We start from the raw sequence: 17115 nt of genomic DNA on the forward strand, positions 1-17115 counted from the left end.
TAGCACTTGAAATCCTATTTTCCTAACTCTCTTATGAAAATAACGTGACATTCACCCATTCACCTTCAACGATTCCTTCTTTAAATTCAGGAATCTCGATCATTCCATCGCTTCTTACGAGGTTGGTAATTAACCCTGATTTTCCAAAAACGGGGATTGCCCAAAGTTCTTCATCACGAATTTCTAACTGAACTCGAACAAAATCTGTTCGTCCAACCTGCGAAGCCACATTTCGTGATATTTTCGCCTTTAATTGTTTTGCAAATCGATTCGGTTCAACACCATGAAGTTGGTTGAGAATTTGTGTTCCAAAAAGATCAAATAGAACCATCGCAGAAACAGGATGTCCAGGTAATCCCATGACTGGTTTTCCATTACAGTTAGCAATAATGGTCGGTTTCCCTGGTTTAATTGCAACTCCATGTACAAAAACTCCAGGTTGTCCTAATTCATTCATCACCCGACTCGAGTAGTCTTTCGTACCCATGGAACTTCCGCCAGACAAAATGAGAAAATCGACTTGATCATACAATTCTTTGGACCTTCTTAAATATTCAGCGAATTCGTCAGTAACGATTCCACCATAGATGACTTCGCCACCAAGTGCCTGTACAGCAGCGCTGATTGAGATTCCATTGATATCCCGAATTTGGCCTGGTAATAACTTTTTGGTATCAGGGGGAACCAACTCATCACCTGTAGAAAGGATACCAACCTTTATTTTACGATAGACCGTTACCTCGGTTATCCCTATGGCAGCCAAACCACCCAAATCCTGTGGACGCAAGCGATGGCCTTTTTTTAAAATAACTTCATTCAGCTTCACATCTTCACCTTGGAAAATCACATTTTCCCTTGGAGCCACTTGTTCAAAGACATTAAGTAAATCCCCAATCACTTCCACATCCTCAATCATCACAACCGCATCGGCACCTTTAGGCATCATGCCACCTGTAGGGACATACATCGCTTCACCCTCATGAATTTCCTGATCAACATTTTTCCCCATTTCCACGGAACCAATAATTTGAAAAAAAGAGGGCATCGATTCAGAGGAACCATACGTATTGCTTGCTTTTACCGCATACCCATCAACAGTAGAACGATGAAACCCTGGAACATCTTCTTTTGATACAACGTCGCTTGCTAAAACTCGGCCAACCGCTTCCATAATCCCGACGGTTTCTGCTTCCTGGATTGCCTGAAACTGTTGTTTGATCTTTTCTGCCACTTCATTTACTTGCTGAACATCGAATAATTCTATTTTTGGCCCATCTTTATGAAGATTTAATAGCTCCATGTTGCTTCCTCCTTGTGTTGTACATTCCTTTTACAAAAACACTTCTGAATTTTAAATTGGTGATTCTAGTATGAAATGATGATATGATAAAATTGGATTAGGGAGGTGAACTCATGCAAATCCAATTATTTGCTACGTATCGTGACCTTGCAAAAGCAAAAGTTGTTGATGTACCAGTTACAGAATCGATCACCGTTAAACAATTGTTGCAAGCACTTGTGAATCTTGTTCCAGATTTTCAGCATGAATTATTTATTGATGAAACTCAGTCACAGCTGAAACCCCATGTTCATCTTTTTGTAAATGGACGGAATATTATTCATTTACAAGGTTTAGAGACGCCCATTTCAGCAAACGATGAAATCGCATTAATTCCACCTGTTGGAGGTGGTTGATTTGTATGAAACAACACTAGAATTTCGTGGTATTTCTCGCTCATTACTCATCGAATATCTACTAAATATTACACAATTAACATCTTCTTCTATTATAACAAACGAAAATGGAAGCGTAACCATACAATCAATAGATTGGGTTGTAGAGATTTCCAAGGAAGAGACGTTTTCAATTGTTTCAACAATCGTGATACCACGAGTATTTATTACCTTCCATGGTGACAAGTCAAAGATTCAAGATATAATTCAAAAATTACAAATTCGAACTCTCCGAATAGGAGGATGAAATTAGAAATCAGATATCAAAAGTCAGAAGTCGGATTCGATTAATTAGAGAACGATTGAATTAGAAATCCAGCTACCAAAAGATAGCTGGATTTCTATTTGGATAACGTTAAACCTTTTCGTACTTACATTAGATAATCTCTAATTCTCTTAATTTCTCTTCTGGAACAACACCATTGACCCAACCACGGCTTTGATAGTATTCTTCTAACATTTCTGATAGGTTGGAAACAATCCCTTCACTATGTTTGCTTCCACCTTCTGTGAGGAAACGTTTTGGTAATGTATCATCCTTGCCATCAAAACCATTGAGGTTGTTATAATAACGCTCTAGGTTAACAATTCTCTCTCCTGTTTTCATCACATCTTCTGCGGTCATGTTACGGCCGATTAAAGTGGCCAATTGAGCTGCATATTCTTCTGCCCCTTCAGCAAAGGAAGAGAATTTACAAATATCCATGGAGTCTCCAAAGGCAGCAAGGTCTTGGAATACTCTAGAGAGTGTACCTTTTTCTTTGTTTTCTAAACGGTCAATTGGTTGTGGGACACCAAGGATTTCACTTGCGACTGTATAACCGTTTACATGGCAAGCACCACGGTTACTGGTTGCATAAGTGACGCCAATCCCTTGAACAGCACGTGGGTCGTAAGCTGGAATCCCTTGATCTTTTACTGTCATCGCAAGATCTGGAGCACCAATTTTCTTCGCTGCTTTTCCCGCACCTTCTGCTAAAAGATCACCAATTCCTTCACGGCGTGCGATTTTATCGATCAGCTCGATCATCTTATCGGCATCGCCCCATTTAATCTCCTCTTCAATCAGACCTTTTTCTGAAGCTTCCATGGCAAAAGCAATGGCTACCCCTGCATCAATGGTATCTATACCATAACGGTTACATTGATTTAACATATATGCAGATGCCTCTTTATTATCATTTCCACACATCGCACCAAGGGACCAAGCGGTTTCATATTCCATTGATTCAACCTTTGTCTTATACTTCCCGTCCTTTACTTCCACTTCTTTCTTACATGCGACTGGGCACGCATGACAGGTTGGTTCAGAGACTAATAGTTCTTTTCGATAAGATTCTCCACTGATATTATCTGCTTGATCAAAATGGGAAAGTTTCCCATTATAGGCTGGTAAACCGCTTACAGTATTGAGTAAATTCATCAAGACGTTTGTTCCATAAACGGAAAGTCCGCCTTTACCTGGTGCTGTAATCGGGCTATCCATAATTAATTTCATTGCTTTTTTTCTAGCTTCTTTATGTTCTTCTACTTGAACAGGTTTTAGCATATTCTTTTGGGAACCACGGATCACAATTGCTTTTAGGTTCTTACTGCCAGCAACCGCACCAACTCCCCCACGGCCAGCGGCACGATTTTTCTCATTGATAATGCTCGCAATTTTTACTAGATTTTCGCCCGCTTGCCCAATTGCCATCACACTTAAGTCCTGTTCACCATAGCGATCAACCATCGCTTGAATCGTCTCATAAACATCTTTTCCCCAAAGATCACTGGCATCATGGATTTCTACTTTGCCATCTTCGACAAAAAGGTATACAGGTTTGTCTGCTTTTCCCTTGATCGCAAAGCCATCAAAACCAGCCCAACGAATCCGGGAACCTGCCCATCCACCCATATGTGAGTTCGTAATGGTGCCTGTTAATGGGGACTTGGTGACAACAGCCAGACGATTTCCCATCGTAACTTGGGTACCCGTGGTTGGACCCGTTAAAATGGTAAGTAAGTTGTCTGGTGATAATGGATCAACAAGGGGACCATTATCAAAAACATATTTTACTCCAAGTCCTCTACCTCCGATGTACTTTCTAGCATCTTCTTCGGCAATCTCTTTGTACTCAATCGTTCCGTCTGTTAAATTAATCCAAGCGACTTTGTTCAAATATCCATCTAACTTCAACCGATTTTACCTCCTCTTTTTCTATTATTTTATCCCCAAAAATTGACTGGTAAAGTTTAGAAAGTACCAATCTAATTATTATAATATCACGACTTAGGAGAAAATAAAATCTTCCTAAAAATTTCATAATCTTAAATCAATTGTATCAATTGCTAAAAACTCTTCATGGATTTTTGCTTTTCTTAAAAAGAAAGTTAATGATACAATAGGTCATGATATGATTTTTCTAGTGAAAGGACGAATTCTATGAAAATAACCGTAAAATTTTTTGCAGGTATTGCTGAAAGCACTGGAAAAAGAGTACACGAATTACATTTCGATCACTCTCCTAACGTGAAAGATATAATCAATTCTCTGATATCAGAATTTCCTCAAGCAGCTGAGATGATCAAAAGATCAATGGTATCTGTTAATCATGATTATGCAAAACCGGAACAAAACATTACAGAAACCGATGAAGTTGCCTTAATCCCTCCGGTAAGTGGTGGAGAAGAACCACTTTATGAAGTAACAACAGAACCGTTATCAGCTGATCGACTCATTGCAAAAGTTTCCAATCCCTATGCTGGAGCCATACTAACTTTTGTTGGAACCGTACGGGAATTCACTCATGGAAAAAGAACGGTGTATCTTGAATATGAAGCATATCCAGAAATGGCAATAAAGAAAATGGAAGAAATCGCCAATGAAATTAAAGAAAAATGGCCAGATACGAAAGTAGCTATGTCCCACCGTGTTGGTAAACTAGCCATTGAAGAGATCAGTGTCATTATTGCCGTTGCCTCTCCTCATCGTGAAGCTGGTTTTGAAGCGGGACGTTATGCGATTGAACGTTTAAAACAAATTGTCCCTGTGTGGAAAAAAGAAATCTGGGAAGATGGCGAAGAATGGATTGGGCATCAAGAAGGCCCTTGGAAACCACAAACAGAAAAATAATTTTAACTGAAAATCGTATAGAAAACAGTAACTTAAATAAGGATGGTCAAAATGGATCAAAGTGAATTACGATACTCAAGACAACATCTTTTCCCTTTTATTGGAAAAAAAGGGCAAGAAAAATTAAAAAATAGTCGGATAGCGATTGTAGGAATGGGCGCTTTAGGAACAGCTTTAGCGAATCATATGGTTCGTTCAGGTGTAGGTTATGTTCGAATCATGGATCGAGACTTTGTGGAATACAGTAACTTACAACGGCAAATGTTATATGACGAAAAGGATGCAAAACAAGGTCTTCCTAAAGCGATTGCAGCAAAAGAGAAACTAAATGCCATTAATTCTGATGTCATCGTTGATGCTCATGTAACAGATCTCACATGGAAAAACGCTGAAAAATTACTTTCTGATGTCGACCTCATTCTCGATGGAACAGATAATTTTGATGTTCGTTATCTGGTGAATGATGTGGCTGTCAAATATGGGATTCCTTGGATTTATGGTGGTGCAGTGAGTTCCAGAGGAATGACATTTACCATCATTCCAGAAAAAACACCATGCTTCCGTTGCCTTTTCCCCGAAGCTCCCGCACCAGGTACTACGCAAACTTGTGATACCGCAGGAGTTATTGGGCCGATCATTCAAGTGGTGGCTGCTTACCAAGCAACAGAAGCACTCAAATTGTTAGTTGGTGATGATGAACATTTAAGCACTTCCTTACGCAACTTTGAACTATGGCAAAATGATTATTCCGAAATCAATGTAAAAAATGCGCGGAATGAGGATTGTCCTACTTGTGGACATCATCACTATGATTATCTTGATCCTAATGATAAATCAGAACGGGTAGTATCTTTATGTGGAAGGGACACGATTCAAATCACACCAGGTTTGGAAACCAAATTAGATCTAAAAAAATTGGCAAAAACATTACAACTTGTGGGTCGTGTGGAAGAGACACCCTTTCTCCTTCGTTTTTATGTAGAGAGTTATAAACTAACGATTTTCCCTGATGGTCGTACCTTGGTACAAGGGACCGATGATTTAATCGTTGCCAAAAATCTTTTTGCGAAATACATTGGAGGTTAGGAAAAATCGATCTGATTGAACATAATTGCTAGAATATCATTAGAAAAGAGCAAGTCAAAAGGCTTGCTCTTTTTTGGCCATACTTTCCTATTGGTTCAAACTTCGATTAAATACCACTGCTACAATGGGGAGAGTTTAGGGAAATATTTTTAATCTAAATCATTTTTTACACTTACCTTTTATTCTGTTTATTTTTTCCGTTTTTTATGATTATAATTAGTACAAGATCTCATATGTGGAGGTTACTACTTCATGAAATTCTCGATTGTACATCGTGGTGACAGTCAATCCGAATCTATCACTGAGCAATTTTATAAACTAGCGACAAAATATCGTTTAATTGAAGATAACCATTCTCCTAATTTAATTATTTCTATTGGGGGAGACGGGACGATGTTAGAAGCCTTTCATTCTAATCAACATCGTCTTCAGGAAGTCGCTTTTCTAGGGATACATACGGGACATTTAGGTTTTTATGCTGATTGGCAACCTGATCAGTTAGAAACGATTATTTCATTAATTGCTACCCAATCGATGAAAACCATTGAATACCCTTTACTAAAAATTAAGATTCAAACAAATGATCAAAAGGATTATGAATACTTAGCATTAAATGAATTCACCGTTAAAAACCTTGAAAAAACATTGGTCATGAAAATTAAAATTAATCACGAAGATTTTGAAATGTTTCGCGGAGATGGATTATGTATATCAACTCCTTCTGGTAGTACAGGCTACAATAAAAGTTTAGGAGGAGCATTAATTCATCCATCACTTGAATCGATTCAGGTGAGTGAAATGGCGTCAATTAATAACCGCGTCTATCGAACGATTGGATCACCTCTTGTTTTGCCGAAACATCATCATATTGATTTATACCCTCAATATCAAGGTGAAATACGCTTTACCCTTGACCATTTGAGTATGCAAATGAAAAATGTTTATTCCATACAAGGTTTTGTTGCAGATGAGAAGATTCGATTTGCTAGATATCGGCCGTTTCCTTTCTGGAGCCGGGTACGCGAAGCCTTTATTGGAAATGAGCATATGGACTAGACATAGGAAAAGGACCCCCACATTTTTTGAAGGGAGGTCCTTTTTTCGTTTCGTTTGTTCAGTTGAAAGTAAAAGTCCAATAGGTATTATACCCCTACTGGACGAAATGACAAAGGATCAATCGTTCATTGAGCGAATGGAGTCCACGATTTGAGCGTTCGTGTTTGATTTTCCTAATGCCAATACTCGATTGCGAATCCCATCTAAAACCATGTAAGCAACTGGCACAATAACCAAAGTTAAAAGCGTTGATGTCGTTAATCCTGTAATCACAACGATCGCCATTGAGCGAGAAATTAATCCACCTTCCGTGGAAATGGCTAATGGTAGCAATGCTCCAACTGTCGCTAATGCAGTCATCAAGATTGGGCGAAGTCTGGTAACACCTGCTTCAATCAATGCTTCACGTAACTTCATACCTAAACCACGGTTTTGGATGACACGGTCCATATAAACGATTGCATTGGTAACCACAATTCCAATTAACATGAGAAAACCAACCATTGCTGGCATTCCTAATGCATCACCAGAAAAGTATAAGCCCCAAAGTCCCCCAACGAAGATAAAAGGTAGTGAGAATAAAATTCCAATCGGTGCGATCATTTCACCAAACCCAATCAACATCACGAGATAGACCAACAAAATCGCGACAACGATGGCAATTCCCATATTTTTAAATCCTGAAGAAATCTCTTTACTTTCTCCTTCAAAACGAATTGTGACCCCTTCTGGTAATTGGATTCTCTCTATTCGTTTTTCAACTTCATCTTGAATCGCAGAGGAATTATCTGTGGTAAATCGTCCTTGTATGGAGACGTATTCTTGTTGGTTTAAACGTTGAATCGAAGTTGGACCTGGTTTTTGTTCAATTGTGGCAACATCTGACAACTTCACTTGTTTTCCTGTCATTGATGTAATCGTTTGGTTACGAATCGATTCAAGTGATTTCAAATCATCCACTTTTAACCCAAGATTCACATCTGTGGTTTTTCCGTTTAGGTTCACATTCATCACCGAATCGCCACTAATCATTTCTCTTACCGCCATAGCAACCATAGCAGGGTTCAAGCCATTCTCTGCTGCTTTCTTCGGATCAACCTGAACCGAAATTTGCTGTTGAACAGCCGATACATTGGAACTTACATCGGCTAAACCTGGGACATCTTTGATTTGATTTACAATCATTGCCCCTGCTTCTTTTAAAGAAGCCATATCCGTACCATTCACCACAATATATAGGCCACCGTAACCTGAAGCTAAACCTAAAGGCGTTAACGCTGTTGTTACACCATGATCTAAGTTAGCCGTATTTTTTCGGATATATTGTTCAAAATCTTTGGTCTGTTCTTGCGTTAGATCATCTTTTAATTCAATCTGTATTTCAATTTTTTCACCGATCATATTCGTTTGAAAGTGTTTAACATCGTTTCGTTTTGCTAATAAGTTCTCAATCTTCTTCGCCATTTGATCTGCTCTTTCATCTGTCGTTCCTAATGGAAGAGTGATTCCAAGATTATAGGAAACCGTCTTTTCCGTTGGCATAAAGTTTTTAGGAATATGAGGAACTAACGCAACTGCACTCCCAAACAAAAAGGAAGCAACAAGTAAAACGATGAATTTATGTTGCAAAGACCAACCAAGTAATTGGCGATACCCTCGTTGTAATAGGTTATCTTTTGGTTCATGGTGTCTCATGTTCATTAAGAATAAACGAGACAATAACGGAACAACAGTAATGGCAACAATTAACGAGAAAAGTAAGGCAATAACGACGGTAACAGCAAATGGGACGAAAAATTTACCGACGATTCCAGGCACAAATGATAACGGTCCAAAAACTGCAATTGTCGTAAAAGTAGAGAATGTGACTGCTTTTCCTACTTCTTTAGTTGCATCAATAATGAGCTCTGGATCGCGTTCTTTGCTAGCACTCAAACGCCGATAGATGTTTTCAATAACGACGATCGAGTCATCGACAACACGACCAACTGCAATCGCCATCCCGGCAAGAGTCATAATATTTAAGCTATAACCAAACCAGTATAAAGCAATCATGGATGCGAAGATCGATAATGGAATCGATAATATGGCAACAATCGTGGACCGCCAGTTCCGTAGAAAGATAAAAGTCACAATGACAGCAAATAACGCCCCTAATAGAGATTCTCTTAACATTCCATTCACCGATTTTTTCACTTGAATGGAACTATCACGAAGTTTCGTTAATTGATAGCCTTTTGGCAGTTTGATCTCCTTTAATTTTTCTTCCACCTTTTTTACAAGTTCAACCGTATTCGTACCTGGTTGCGCTTTAATATCGGTTACGACAGCAGGGTTCCCGTTAAGACGTGTAAGAACTGCACCATTTTCAGATTTATAACTCACATCAGCAATATCCGTTAAAGGAATCACCTCAATTTTTAACGATGGATTCATCGTCGAATGATTCTGAGTTGTTGGCGTTTTTTGGTTAGAGGCCATTCCTTTTAATTCATTGGCTAACTGGATTCCAGAAGATTTTACTTGTTTTTGAAGCTCAGTCAGTTTCGATTGTAAGCTCGTAATTTGCGCTTGTTCTCTTTGAATTTTTTTCTGTAATTCCTCAATTTGTGGTTGAAGTACTTGAGCTTGTTCGGGAGTTTTCTGTAACTGTTGCATCAACCCATTCAGTTGAGCTTGATCCTGTAACATCATCGATGAAATTCCAAAGATTCCATTCATGATTTCAATCTGCCCTTGAATCATCAATTGGTTTCCTGTTAGTGTTCCGACTCCTTGACCGAGCTGTCCTATCGTTGAACCAACGACATTAAATCCTTCGCCAATAGATTTAAAAGCATTTGAGAATCCACTTAAATCTTGCTGAATCGAGATTAATTGCAACTTTTTCAGATCATCAATCGAGTGAATTTTGTTACCTACTTCCACATTTAAGCTTTTATTGTCTGCTGTCACTTCTCCAGCAGGAAATGAGATATTATTGGCTAGAAGTATCTGTTTTACTTGATCCAAGGTCAAATTTTTATCCTTTAGTTTTTGGGGATCAACCCGGATAAAAATCTTTTTCTCTGCCAAACCTTTTACATCAACGGAAGAAACCCCATCAATTGTAGCTAAACTAGGTTGAATATGGTCTTTGATATATTGCTGAATCGTTGCTTGATCCTCATTCGCTGTAACACTAAAAGAATAAATTGGTGCAGCCGTCGGACCTTCCTTACGAATCTGAGGTTTTTGTGCACCTTCCGGCAACTTGATTGTTGCTAAAGCACTGTTCACATCCTTTTCCGCTTGATCCATTGACTGATCCAAATTGAATTCTAATGTTGCTGCTGTATAATTTGTGCCAGCGGTGATATAGAGGTTTTCTATATTTTTCAAGCCTGAAAATGCTTGCTCCATTGGTTTACCAATGTCTTCTAATGACTGTTCTGGCGTAGCTCCAGGATAGGCTACAATAACGGTCAAGTAGGGTATATCAACATTCGGCATTTCTTCCAATTTCATATTGGATGCCGAATAAATTCCTCCCAAAAGAATCAGAATCATGGCCATAAAGATAACGCCCACGTTTTTCATCGAAAAACGAATCCATGAATTCATGTTTTTCCCTCCAATCTTCCTCCATTCAATCATCCTTTCCTATTCTAGCACATTTCACTGACCCGCGACAATTATTTTCGTGGACAATCTACTAATTTACTTAGATGGCAAAAAAACAAAAAAGGTGCAAGATAAACTCGCACCTTAAAGTTCGATTTTTTATTTAGTATAATTCCTTTTTCTTTTTTAGTGAGACTCGTAGACGACTGATTAGTACGAGTAATGTCACCACTGCCAAACCGCTGCCAAATAAAAATACAAACGAGACACTTTCGACATATTGATGAACTGTATCACTTGCTCCCATCATCCATTGGAACAAGAAAACGGCAACGGCAACACCACTTACTCGTCCAAAGTTACGCACTGTTGCAATAATTCCACCTGTAACTCCTGTTTTACCGACAGGTACACTTTCTAGGATCGACACATTATTCGGAGATTGAAACAGACCTACGCCAATTCCAAACAAGCTTAAGGCAAGAACAACATGAAAAGGCTGTGTTGTCGTATCAAACTGTCCCATCATCCACAAGGAAATGGCAGTTAGTCCCATTCCAATTACTGAAGGGATGTCATGTCCAACCCGATCAGACAACCATCCAGCAATCGGTGCGGCAATCATCATCGCAATCGCCTGAGCAGTCATCAAGAAACCAATTTGGTCTACGCTAACATGAACCACATGATGTAAATAAAGCGGCAAAAGAATGGATGGAAACATGATTAACACATAGGATACATAACCCGCAAAATTTCCAATCGTAAAAGTAGGGTTTTTAAAGAAGGATAAATCAATAAGTGGTATTTTTACTCGATTCTCCCAATAAACAAATCCGATCCAAGCAACAATCGCAATAATAAGTGAAGTCAAACTCGCCACACTACGAAATCCCCATTCCTGTGATTGAGAAACATAAAGTAACAAGGCCGTCATTGCTACGAAAAAGATCGCTGAACCAGCATAGTCTAATCGTTCCTGTTGATCGTCAAGTTGGTCGGGTGGGAGAAGAATATAAGTTCCTACAATTCCTAAAATACCAATAGGAACGTTCACCCAAAAGATCGCTTGCCATCCGAATTGATGAATTAGAAATCCACCAAGTGCTGGTCCAACAATGGTTCCCGCTGCAACAACACTGCCAATTGCACCTAAAGCCTTCCCTCTTCGTCCAGGCGGAAACGTATAGGCAACGATGGACATCACATTTCCTTGCATAATCGCACCACCAACGCCTTGAATAATGCGAAACGCCACAAGCTGCCAGACTGTTGCAGATAATGCAGAGAGAAACGATCCGAAAGTAAAGATAGAAAGTCCAATCATAAACATTTTTTTTCGCCCTTTGATATCGGACAGTTTCCCTACGGCTGGTAGAATACTTGTAATCACCAATAAGTAACCGGAAATCACCCACTGTAAGGTTTGGGGTCCGGCGGAAAAGTAATCTTCTAAAACAGGTAATGCAACATTTAAAATACTTGCATCTACATTGGTCATAAACGTCGCGGTCGTTACCGAGGCAAAGATTAACCATGGATAAATATCATACTCCGATAATTTGTCCTGAATTGGCTTCATTTTTCATACAAATCTCCCTTCCATCATTCATAAAAAGTGATATTGTTAACTGTAACCTGTTCTTATTCGTGGTATGATGAATATATTAAAACTTCAGGAGGATTTTTATGACAAAGGGAAACATCAGAAATCATAATAAAGACTTCGAGTTTATTCTTGAAAATATTGCTACAGAATTACATCCCTTTATTTATGACCATCATAAAACTTGGAATCTGATGAGTCAAGTAAGAAAGTCTAATGTACAACAGATCTATAACAAAGCATTAGAAGTCATCGCCCATGAGATACAACATCATTTTAAACAAGAAGAAGATCTCATCCTCACTCGATTGAAACGATATGTTAATAACCAAGTAGTAGGACCTATTGCAAAACTAATTGATGAACATCGATCCATTGAAAAAAAATACCATGAAGTTCAAAAATCATATCATCAGAATCCTGAATCATTGGAATTCAAAAAGCAGATTAACCTCCTTGCATATATAATCATGAAACATATTGAAAAAGAAGATCATTATTTTTATCCCTTGGTTAGCTTGATTTTAAGTCAAGAAGAGAAGGCAGAAATCTCAGCTTTATTCCACATACTTCGTTGATTAAGAAAACTCTAGTTGTATGTTGTCCCTTCTAGTGAGAGAAAAACCTATGGAAATTCTCATACTGAGATTCCATAGGTTTATTTTATTAATAAATTGAATTATAAAGGGTTTTGATAACTCCATACGGGGACTTGCATTACAAGATGGAAACCACCTTCTTCACGATAAGATATAACCGATCCTCCAATTTGCCCAATACGCTCATAAAGTTGGCCAAATGTTTCTTTCGTTGATAGGATGGAATGATTACTTTTAAATTCTATCAGAAGATAATTTCCTTCACGTCCGATACTGACATTCGTTTGATCATCTTTATTTTGATTCAGTATCGTAAAAATCTCTTCCATATTATAAACAAGCGTTTGCTGTACATCATTCGTAATCTCTACAATCGATTGGTCTAAAACTTCAAACTCGATCTTCCCTTTTTTCTCTTTATTTGAATCCTTTTGTTTTCGTAGCAAATATTGAATAAAATCATTTTGATACAATTGTTGATCTAAAGATTGAGTTTTGTCTAAATCAGCCTCATGAAGAATACGGTCATAAATGTTTGCTCTCTCTAGTTCTTTTGCAATTTCCTGCCCCACGTTCTTCGTTTCTTGTTCATCAATATCTTCAAATACTCTTTCCGTTCTTTGACCGATTAAGAGAACACCATAGATTTTTTGCTGAAATGACACGGGTACAGCCAAAACACTTCGAAGATGTTCGATTAAGATGATCGGGTATTCAATGGAATCGCCAATCGCATCATAGGGGAAATTTTCAATCTTAATTATCCGATTCAATTGAACCACTTCACCAGCAATTCCTTTCCCCATTCGAATGACAATTCGTTTATACCGTTCATTACTAGCTCCAATAGCTAAACGCCAACGTATCTCATCGGTCATGACATCATAAATAGCTAAAGCCACAAAATCCACATTTGTCTTTTGTTGTAATTGTTCCATTTTGGCTATGATGATATCTCGTAAGCTTCGATTCGTATTTTCAACTTCTTTTATGCTTTGCTTATTCCTCAAGGAAACTTCAAAATTATTTTGTTCACGATTAAGATTTTTCCCAAAACGAAAACCAAGAAGAAAACCAATGATAAGGGTCAAAATAAAAGCAAACACAATAAAAATCAATTGATAAATGTTCAATTTATTTCTCTCTCTTTCACAAAAGTTTTAAATCTATTTTACTTGAAAATAGAAAAACTTAAAATTAGAGAATTATCCAATATTAAGCATTTACTTAGAAAAAACATTTTCTTCACTTACTCCATCCTATTAACCTAATTCTAAACTTTCCCCCAACCTACCTCCAAAAGAGATTGAGGCGGAGGATAAATCGCCTAATCAAGTCACATCGGTATAATACATACAAAATTATACCAATCTATACCTTAATAAAAAACCCGAATCTTAGACTCTTTTTTTGTGTCTAAAATTCGGGTTATCGTTCAAAACCTTAAAAACCTTTCTTTTTACTATTCTGTTTTTTGTGCAATTTGTACAACAGGTGAAGGTGCTTCTTTCATCTTTTTTACAATCCATCGATCCAACCAAACCATTACAGGTGGTAAAACTACCAATGTACTAAATAATGCTAAACTCATATTGATTAAGGTCATTAATCCGAAATCCTTGAGAATCACAAAATCAGAAACGACCAATGCACTAAATCCACCAATTACAGTAAGACCTGAGGCTATAATTGCTTTTCCGATTCTGGACACAGCTGTTTTGATTGCCAAGATTTTTTCCATTCCTTTTTCCCTTTCTTCCATATATCGCTCTAATAATAGGATCGTAAACTCAGTACCGATTCCAATAATTAATGCTCCTAATGTTGCTGTCAGCGGCGTATACTTCATTCCAAGTAAGTACATCATTCCCCCAGAAAGTCCTACGATGAGACTAATGGGGAAGACTGGGATAAACGCACGAATTGGATTACGGTAAACCACAAGCAGCCCAAGGAATACAAGCCCCATCCCGATAAAAGTCATTTCTACTCTACCTGATGTTAATCCATTAATCATTTCAACATCTAGCACACTTTTTCCTGTTACAGTAACTTTCATATCTGTATCCTTAATCTCTTTCCGTAAGTCCTGAATAAAGCCCTTGACTTCACCAATCGGCACATGTTTGATGTTTAAGAGAATCACCGATTGTTTTTGATCTTCGGTTAAAAACATTTTCCGTTGATTCTCTGGTAAGTCATTGATAAAATCAAGCGAATCTGTATAGCTCAACATTTCTCCGTCATTCGCATTGCGAATTAATGTTGTTAATGATTTGGCATTAACAATCAAATCAGGATATTTTTGCTTTAATTGTTCTGTTTTTTGATCGATCCAGTTTAGATGTTTCTCACTAAGCAATGAGTCACTCTGTATAAGAAGAACCACTTGATCAGTCGCTCCTAAGACATCCCGTAGTTTATGAATATCTAATAACTGTGGCGTATCTTGTGGCATAAATGTCTCGATATCTGTTTCTACTCCTACTTTTTCATCGACCCATACACCCCAAGCAGTGACGAAGATTGCAAATAGTAAAACGAACAGAGAAAATTTAATCACAATTGACGTAGAGCTTTGAAGAATCCGTTCTAATATCGACGACTGATTCACTTTTTTCTGTAATACTTTTTGATTTCTTGAGAAATAATGATCACGTAGATAGAGAATCAACATTAAAATAAAGATCCCAGCAAGATAACTAATAGCTACACCAATGGTTAACATCTTGCCAAAATCCTCAACCATTGGAACAGGAGAAAGATACAGAGCAACAAAACCAAGGATAGTTGCGACAACTGCTGTTCCCACTGCTGGCCCCATTTGTTTTAATGTCTTTTTTAATGAATGTTCTTCTTCATAACGATTTTGAAATTGAATGGAATAGTCAACACCTAATCCAATCAAAATCGGAAAAACGGCCATCGATACCATCGTCATCGGGATGTTGACCAATCCCATCAAGCCTAATGTAGCGACGACTGCAAAAAAGATAATGGGTAAAGAAAGTATTCTCCATCTTACTTTGAAAACCACCATTAACACAAGAAACATAAATCCTACGGCAAGAAGTACCATATTCTTCATACTGTTTTTCATTTCTGAACGAAGAGCAGAGTCAAGCACTGGTTTTCCCGAAACCATATAGGAAATCGTTTTAAAATCTTGTTCTTTTAGTAAATTCTCTATTTTTTGATATAAATCATCTTTTTGTGAATCGGATAGATTCCCATTCATTTTCACCATCATCATGGCATGGGTGTTATCGAGGATCACTTCCGAGAACATGGAACGCAACTTTCCATTGTCATATAGAATTTCATCTAATTCCTTTTGCTCCGTTGGAATATCTGCAATCATCATTCCACTTTTCTCATGGAACGTATTCAATCCGTCACTAATTTCACCTAACTTCTCCCCCATTGTGAGAAAGCCGTCAGCCATCTCCTGAAGTTGATCAGGAGATAAAGCATCCCCAAAACTTCCTATCATCTCCTTTGTTTGGGCATTAAGTTGCATCTTCATTTTACTTAAAGCTTCTGCCGTTTTCTCATTTCCTTGTTGTAAACCTGTGGTTTTTTCCGCTATGATTTTAAGCCCTTGGGAACTTTGGTTCAAGTTAGCAGCCATCATTTGTAATTGTTGAGATAATTGAAGATTATTTTTTACGCTCATGCCTAATTGCTGTAACTGTAATGAAACTTTTCCGATGCCATCAGCAATTTGGTTCATTCCCCCTTGAAGTTGACTCGTCCCTTTTCCCATTTCCTTTTGGGCATTGATTAGCTGATCAAAGGCAGCAGTTGCTTTAGATAGATCTTCAATCTTAGCTTTGATTTCATTCGGATCTTTTATGTTCTTGCCTTTCAAATTGTTTCCAAGATCGATCATTTTCTTCGACATTTCTGCTAAACCATCACTAATGTCATTCAGACGACTCTTAATTTCTGTTCCTTGTTTATCCGCAATCAGATTGACAATGGTTGCAGGACTGATTACTGTAAATACATCATTTTCCTGTTTGATTGTCTGTTCTACATTCCACATTTTGCGGATATTCTCTAATGTAACGAGGTCTTTTTGCTTTTTCCCCTCAAATAAAACGATCACGGCATCTCCACCAAAATCTTTTTCCAAAGCAACATTGGATTGATATGCTTCCGTAGAGGTTTTGACAAGAGTGTCGTTTCCTGTTGCCATCCGAATTTGGGAGATCCCAATGGTTAAACCAAGAAAAATCGCGATGGTAATCAGTAAGATTCTCATTGGTCGTTTTTCCATGCGAATAGCCAACCATTCAAAGATTCGTTTCATC

The 17115-nt window shown here is 37.9% G+C and carries 12 protein-coding genes; 6 read left to right on the plus strand and 6 right to left on the minus strand.

Annotated elements, in window-relative coordinates:
• Window positions 1–31 precede the first annotated feature (31 nt).
• Window positions 32–1300 (minus strand): molybdopterin molybdotransferase MoeA, encoded by a 1269-nt coding sequence (locus tag EDD72_RS01005; RefSeq protein ID WP_243643740.1) that lies wholly within the window; start codon window positions 1298–1300, stop codon window positions 32–34.
• 113 nt (window positions 1301–1413) lie between these two features.
• On the opposite strand from EDD72_RS01005, the gene EDD72_RS01010 reads away from it, so the two are divergent.
• Entirely contained in the window at window positions 1414–1695 is a 282-nt protein-coding gene (locus EDD72_RS01010; RefSeq protein ID WP_132766761.1) for a ubiquitin-like small modifier protein 1, read from the plus strand.
• Between the two features lies 1 nt (window position 1696).
• Window positions 1697–1981, plus strand: coding sequence for a MoaD-like domain-containing protein (locus EDD72_RS01015; RefSeq protein ID WP_132766762.1), 285 nt, complete (start codon window positions 1697–1699; stop codon window positions 1979–1981).
• 129 nt (window positions 1982–2110) lie between these two features.
• Here EDD72_RS01015 and EDD72_RS01020 read toward each other — a convergent pair whose 3' ends face one another.
• Window positions 2111–3913: an aldehyde ferredoxin oxidoreductase family protein gene (locus tag EDD72_RS01020; RefSeq protein ID WP_132766763.1), complete on the minus strand. Its 1803-nt coding sequence runs from the start codon at window positions 3911–3913 to the stop codon at window positions 2111–2113.
• Between the two features lie 246 nt (window positions 3914–4159).
• Here EDD72_RS01020 and EDD72_RS12915 point away from each other — a divergent pair, with 246 nt between their 5' ends.
• From EDD72_RS12915 to EDD72_RS01035, 3 genes are all read left to right on the plus strand, one after another.
• Window positions 4160–4849: a molybdenum cofactor biosynthesis protein gene (locus EDD72_RS12915; protein WP_132766764.1), complete on the plus strand. Its 690-nt coding sequence runs from the start codon at window positions 4160–4162 to the stop codon at window positions 4847–4849.
• Window positions 4850–4900: 51 nt separating this feature from the next.
• Window positions 4901–5935, plus strand: coding sequence for a ThiF family adenylyltransferase (locus EDD72_RS01030; RefSeq protein WP_132766765.1), 1035 nt, complete (start codon window positions 4901–4903; stop codon window positions 5933–5935).
• Between the two features lie 252 nt (window positions 5936–6187).
• Window positions 6188–6991, plus strand: a complete 804-nt coding sequence (locus tag EDD72_RS01035; protein ID WP_132766766.1) for an NAD kinase — start codon at window positions 6188–6190, stop codon at window positions 6989–6991.
• Window positions 6992–7108: 117 nt separating this feature from the next.
• Here EDD72_RS01035 and EDD72_RS01040 read toward each other — a convergent pair whose 3' ends face one another.
• Both EDD72_RS01040 and EDD72_RS01045 read right to left on the minus strand, forming a co-directional pair.
• Window positions 7109–10594 carry an efflux RND transporter permease subunit gene (locus EDD72_RS01040; protein ID WP_132766767.1) on the minus strand — a complete coding sequence of 1162 codons (3486 nt, stop codon included), beginning with the start codon at window positions 10592–10594 and terminating at the stop codon, window positions 7109–7111.
• 163 nt (window positions 10595–10757) lie between these two features.
• A complete protein-coding gene (locus EDD72_RS01045; RefSeq protein ID WP_132766768.1) occupies window positions 10758–12176 on the minus strand; it encodes an MFS transporter in 1419 nt (472 codons plus the stop codon).
• Between the two features lie 107 nt (window positions 12177–12283).
• Here EDD72_RS01045 and EDD72_RS01050 point away from each other — a divergent pair, with 107 nt between their 5' ends.
• Window positions 12284–12778 (plus strand): hemerythrin domain-containing protein, encoded by a 495-nt coding sequence (locus EDD72_RS01050; RefSeq protein WP_132766769.1) that lies wholly within the window; start codon window positions 12284–12286, stop codon window positions 12776–12778.
• A gap of 101 nt (window positions 12779–12879) precedes the next feature.
• On the opposite strand, the gene EDD72_RS01055 is transcribed toward EDD72_RS01050, so the two are convergent.
• Both EDD72_RS01055 and EDD72_RS01060 read right to left on the minus strand, forming a co-directional pair.
• The gene (locus EDD72_RS01055; RefSeq protein ID WP_165894887.1) at window positions 12880–13932 is read right to left on the minus strand and encodes a GAF domain-containing protein; all 1053 of its coding nucleotides are present in this window, start codon (window positions 13930–13932) and stop codon (window positions 12880–12882) included.
• Between the two features lie 329 nt (window positions 13933–14261).
• Window positions 14262–17114 (minus strand): hydrophobe/amphiphile efflux-3 (HAE3) family transporter, encoded by a 2853-nt coding sequence (locus tag EDD72_RS01060; protein WP_165894889.1) that lies wholly within the window; start codon window positions 17112–17114, stop codon window positions 14262–14264.
• Window position 17115: the final 1 nt, after the last annotated feature.

It is taken from the genome of Tepidibacillus fermentans, from assembly GCF_004342885.1.
Lineage (GTDB): Bacteria > Bacillota > Bacilli > Tepidibacillales > Tepidibacillaceae > Tepidibacillus > Tepidibacillus fermentans.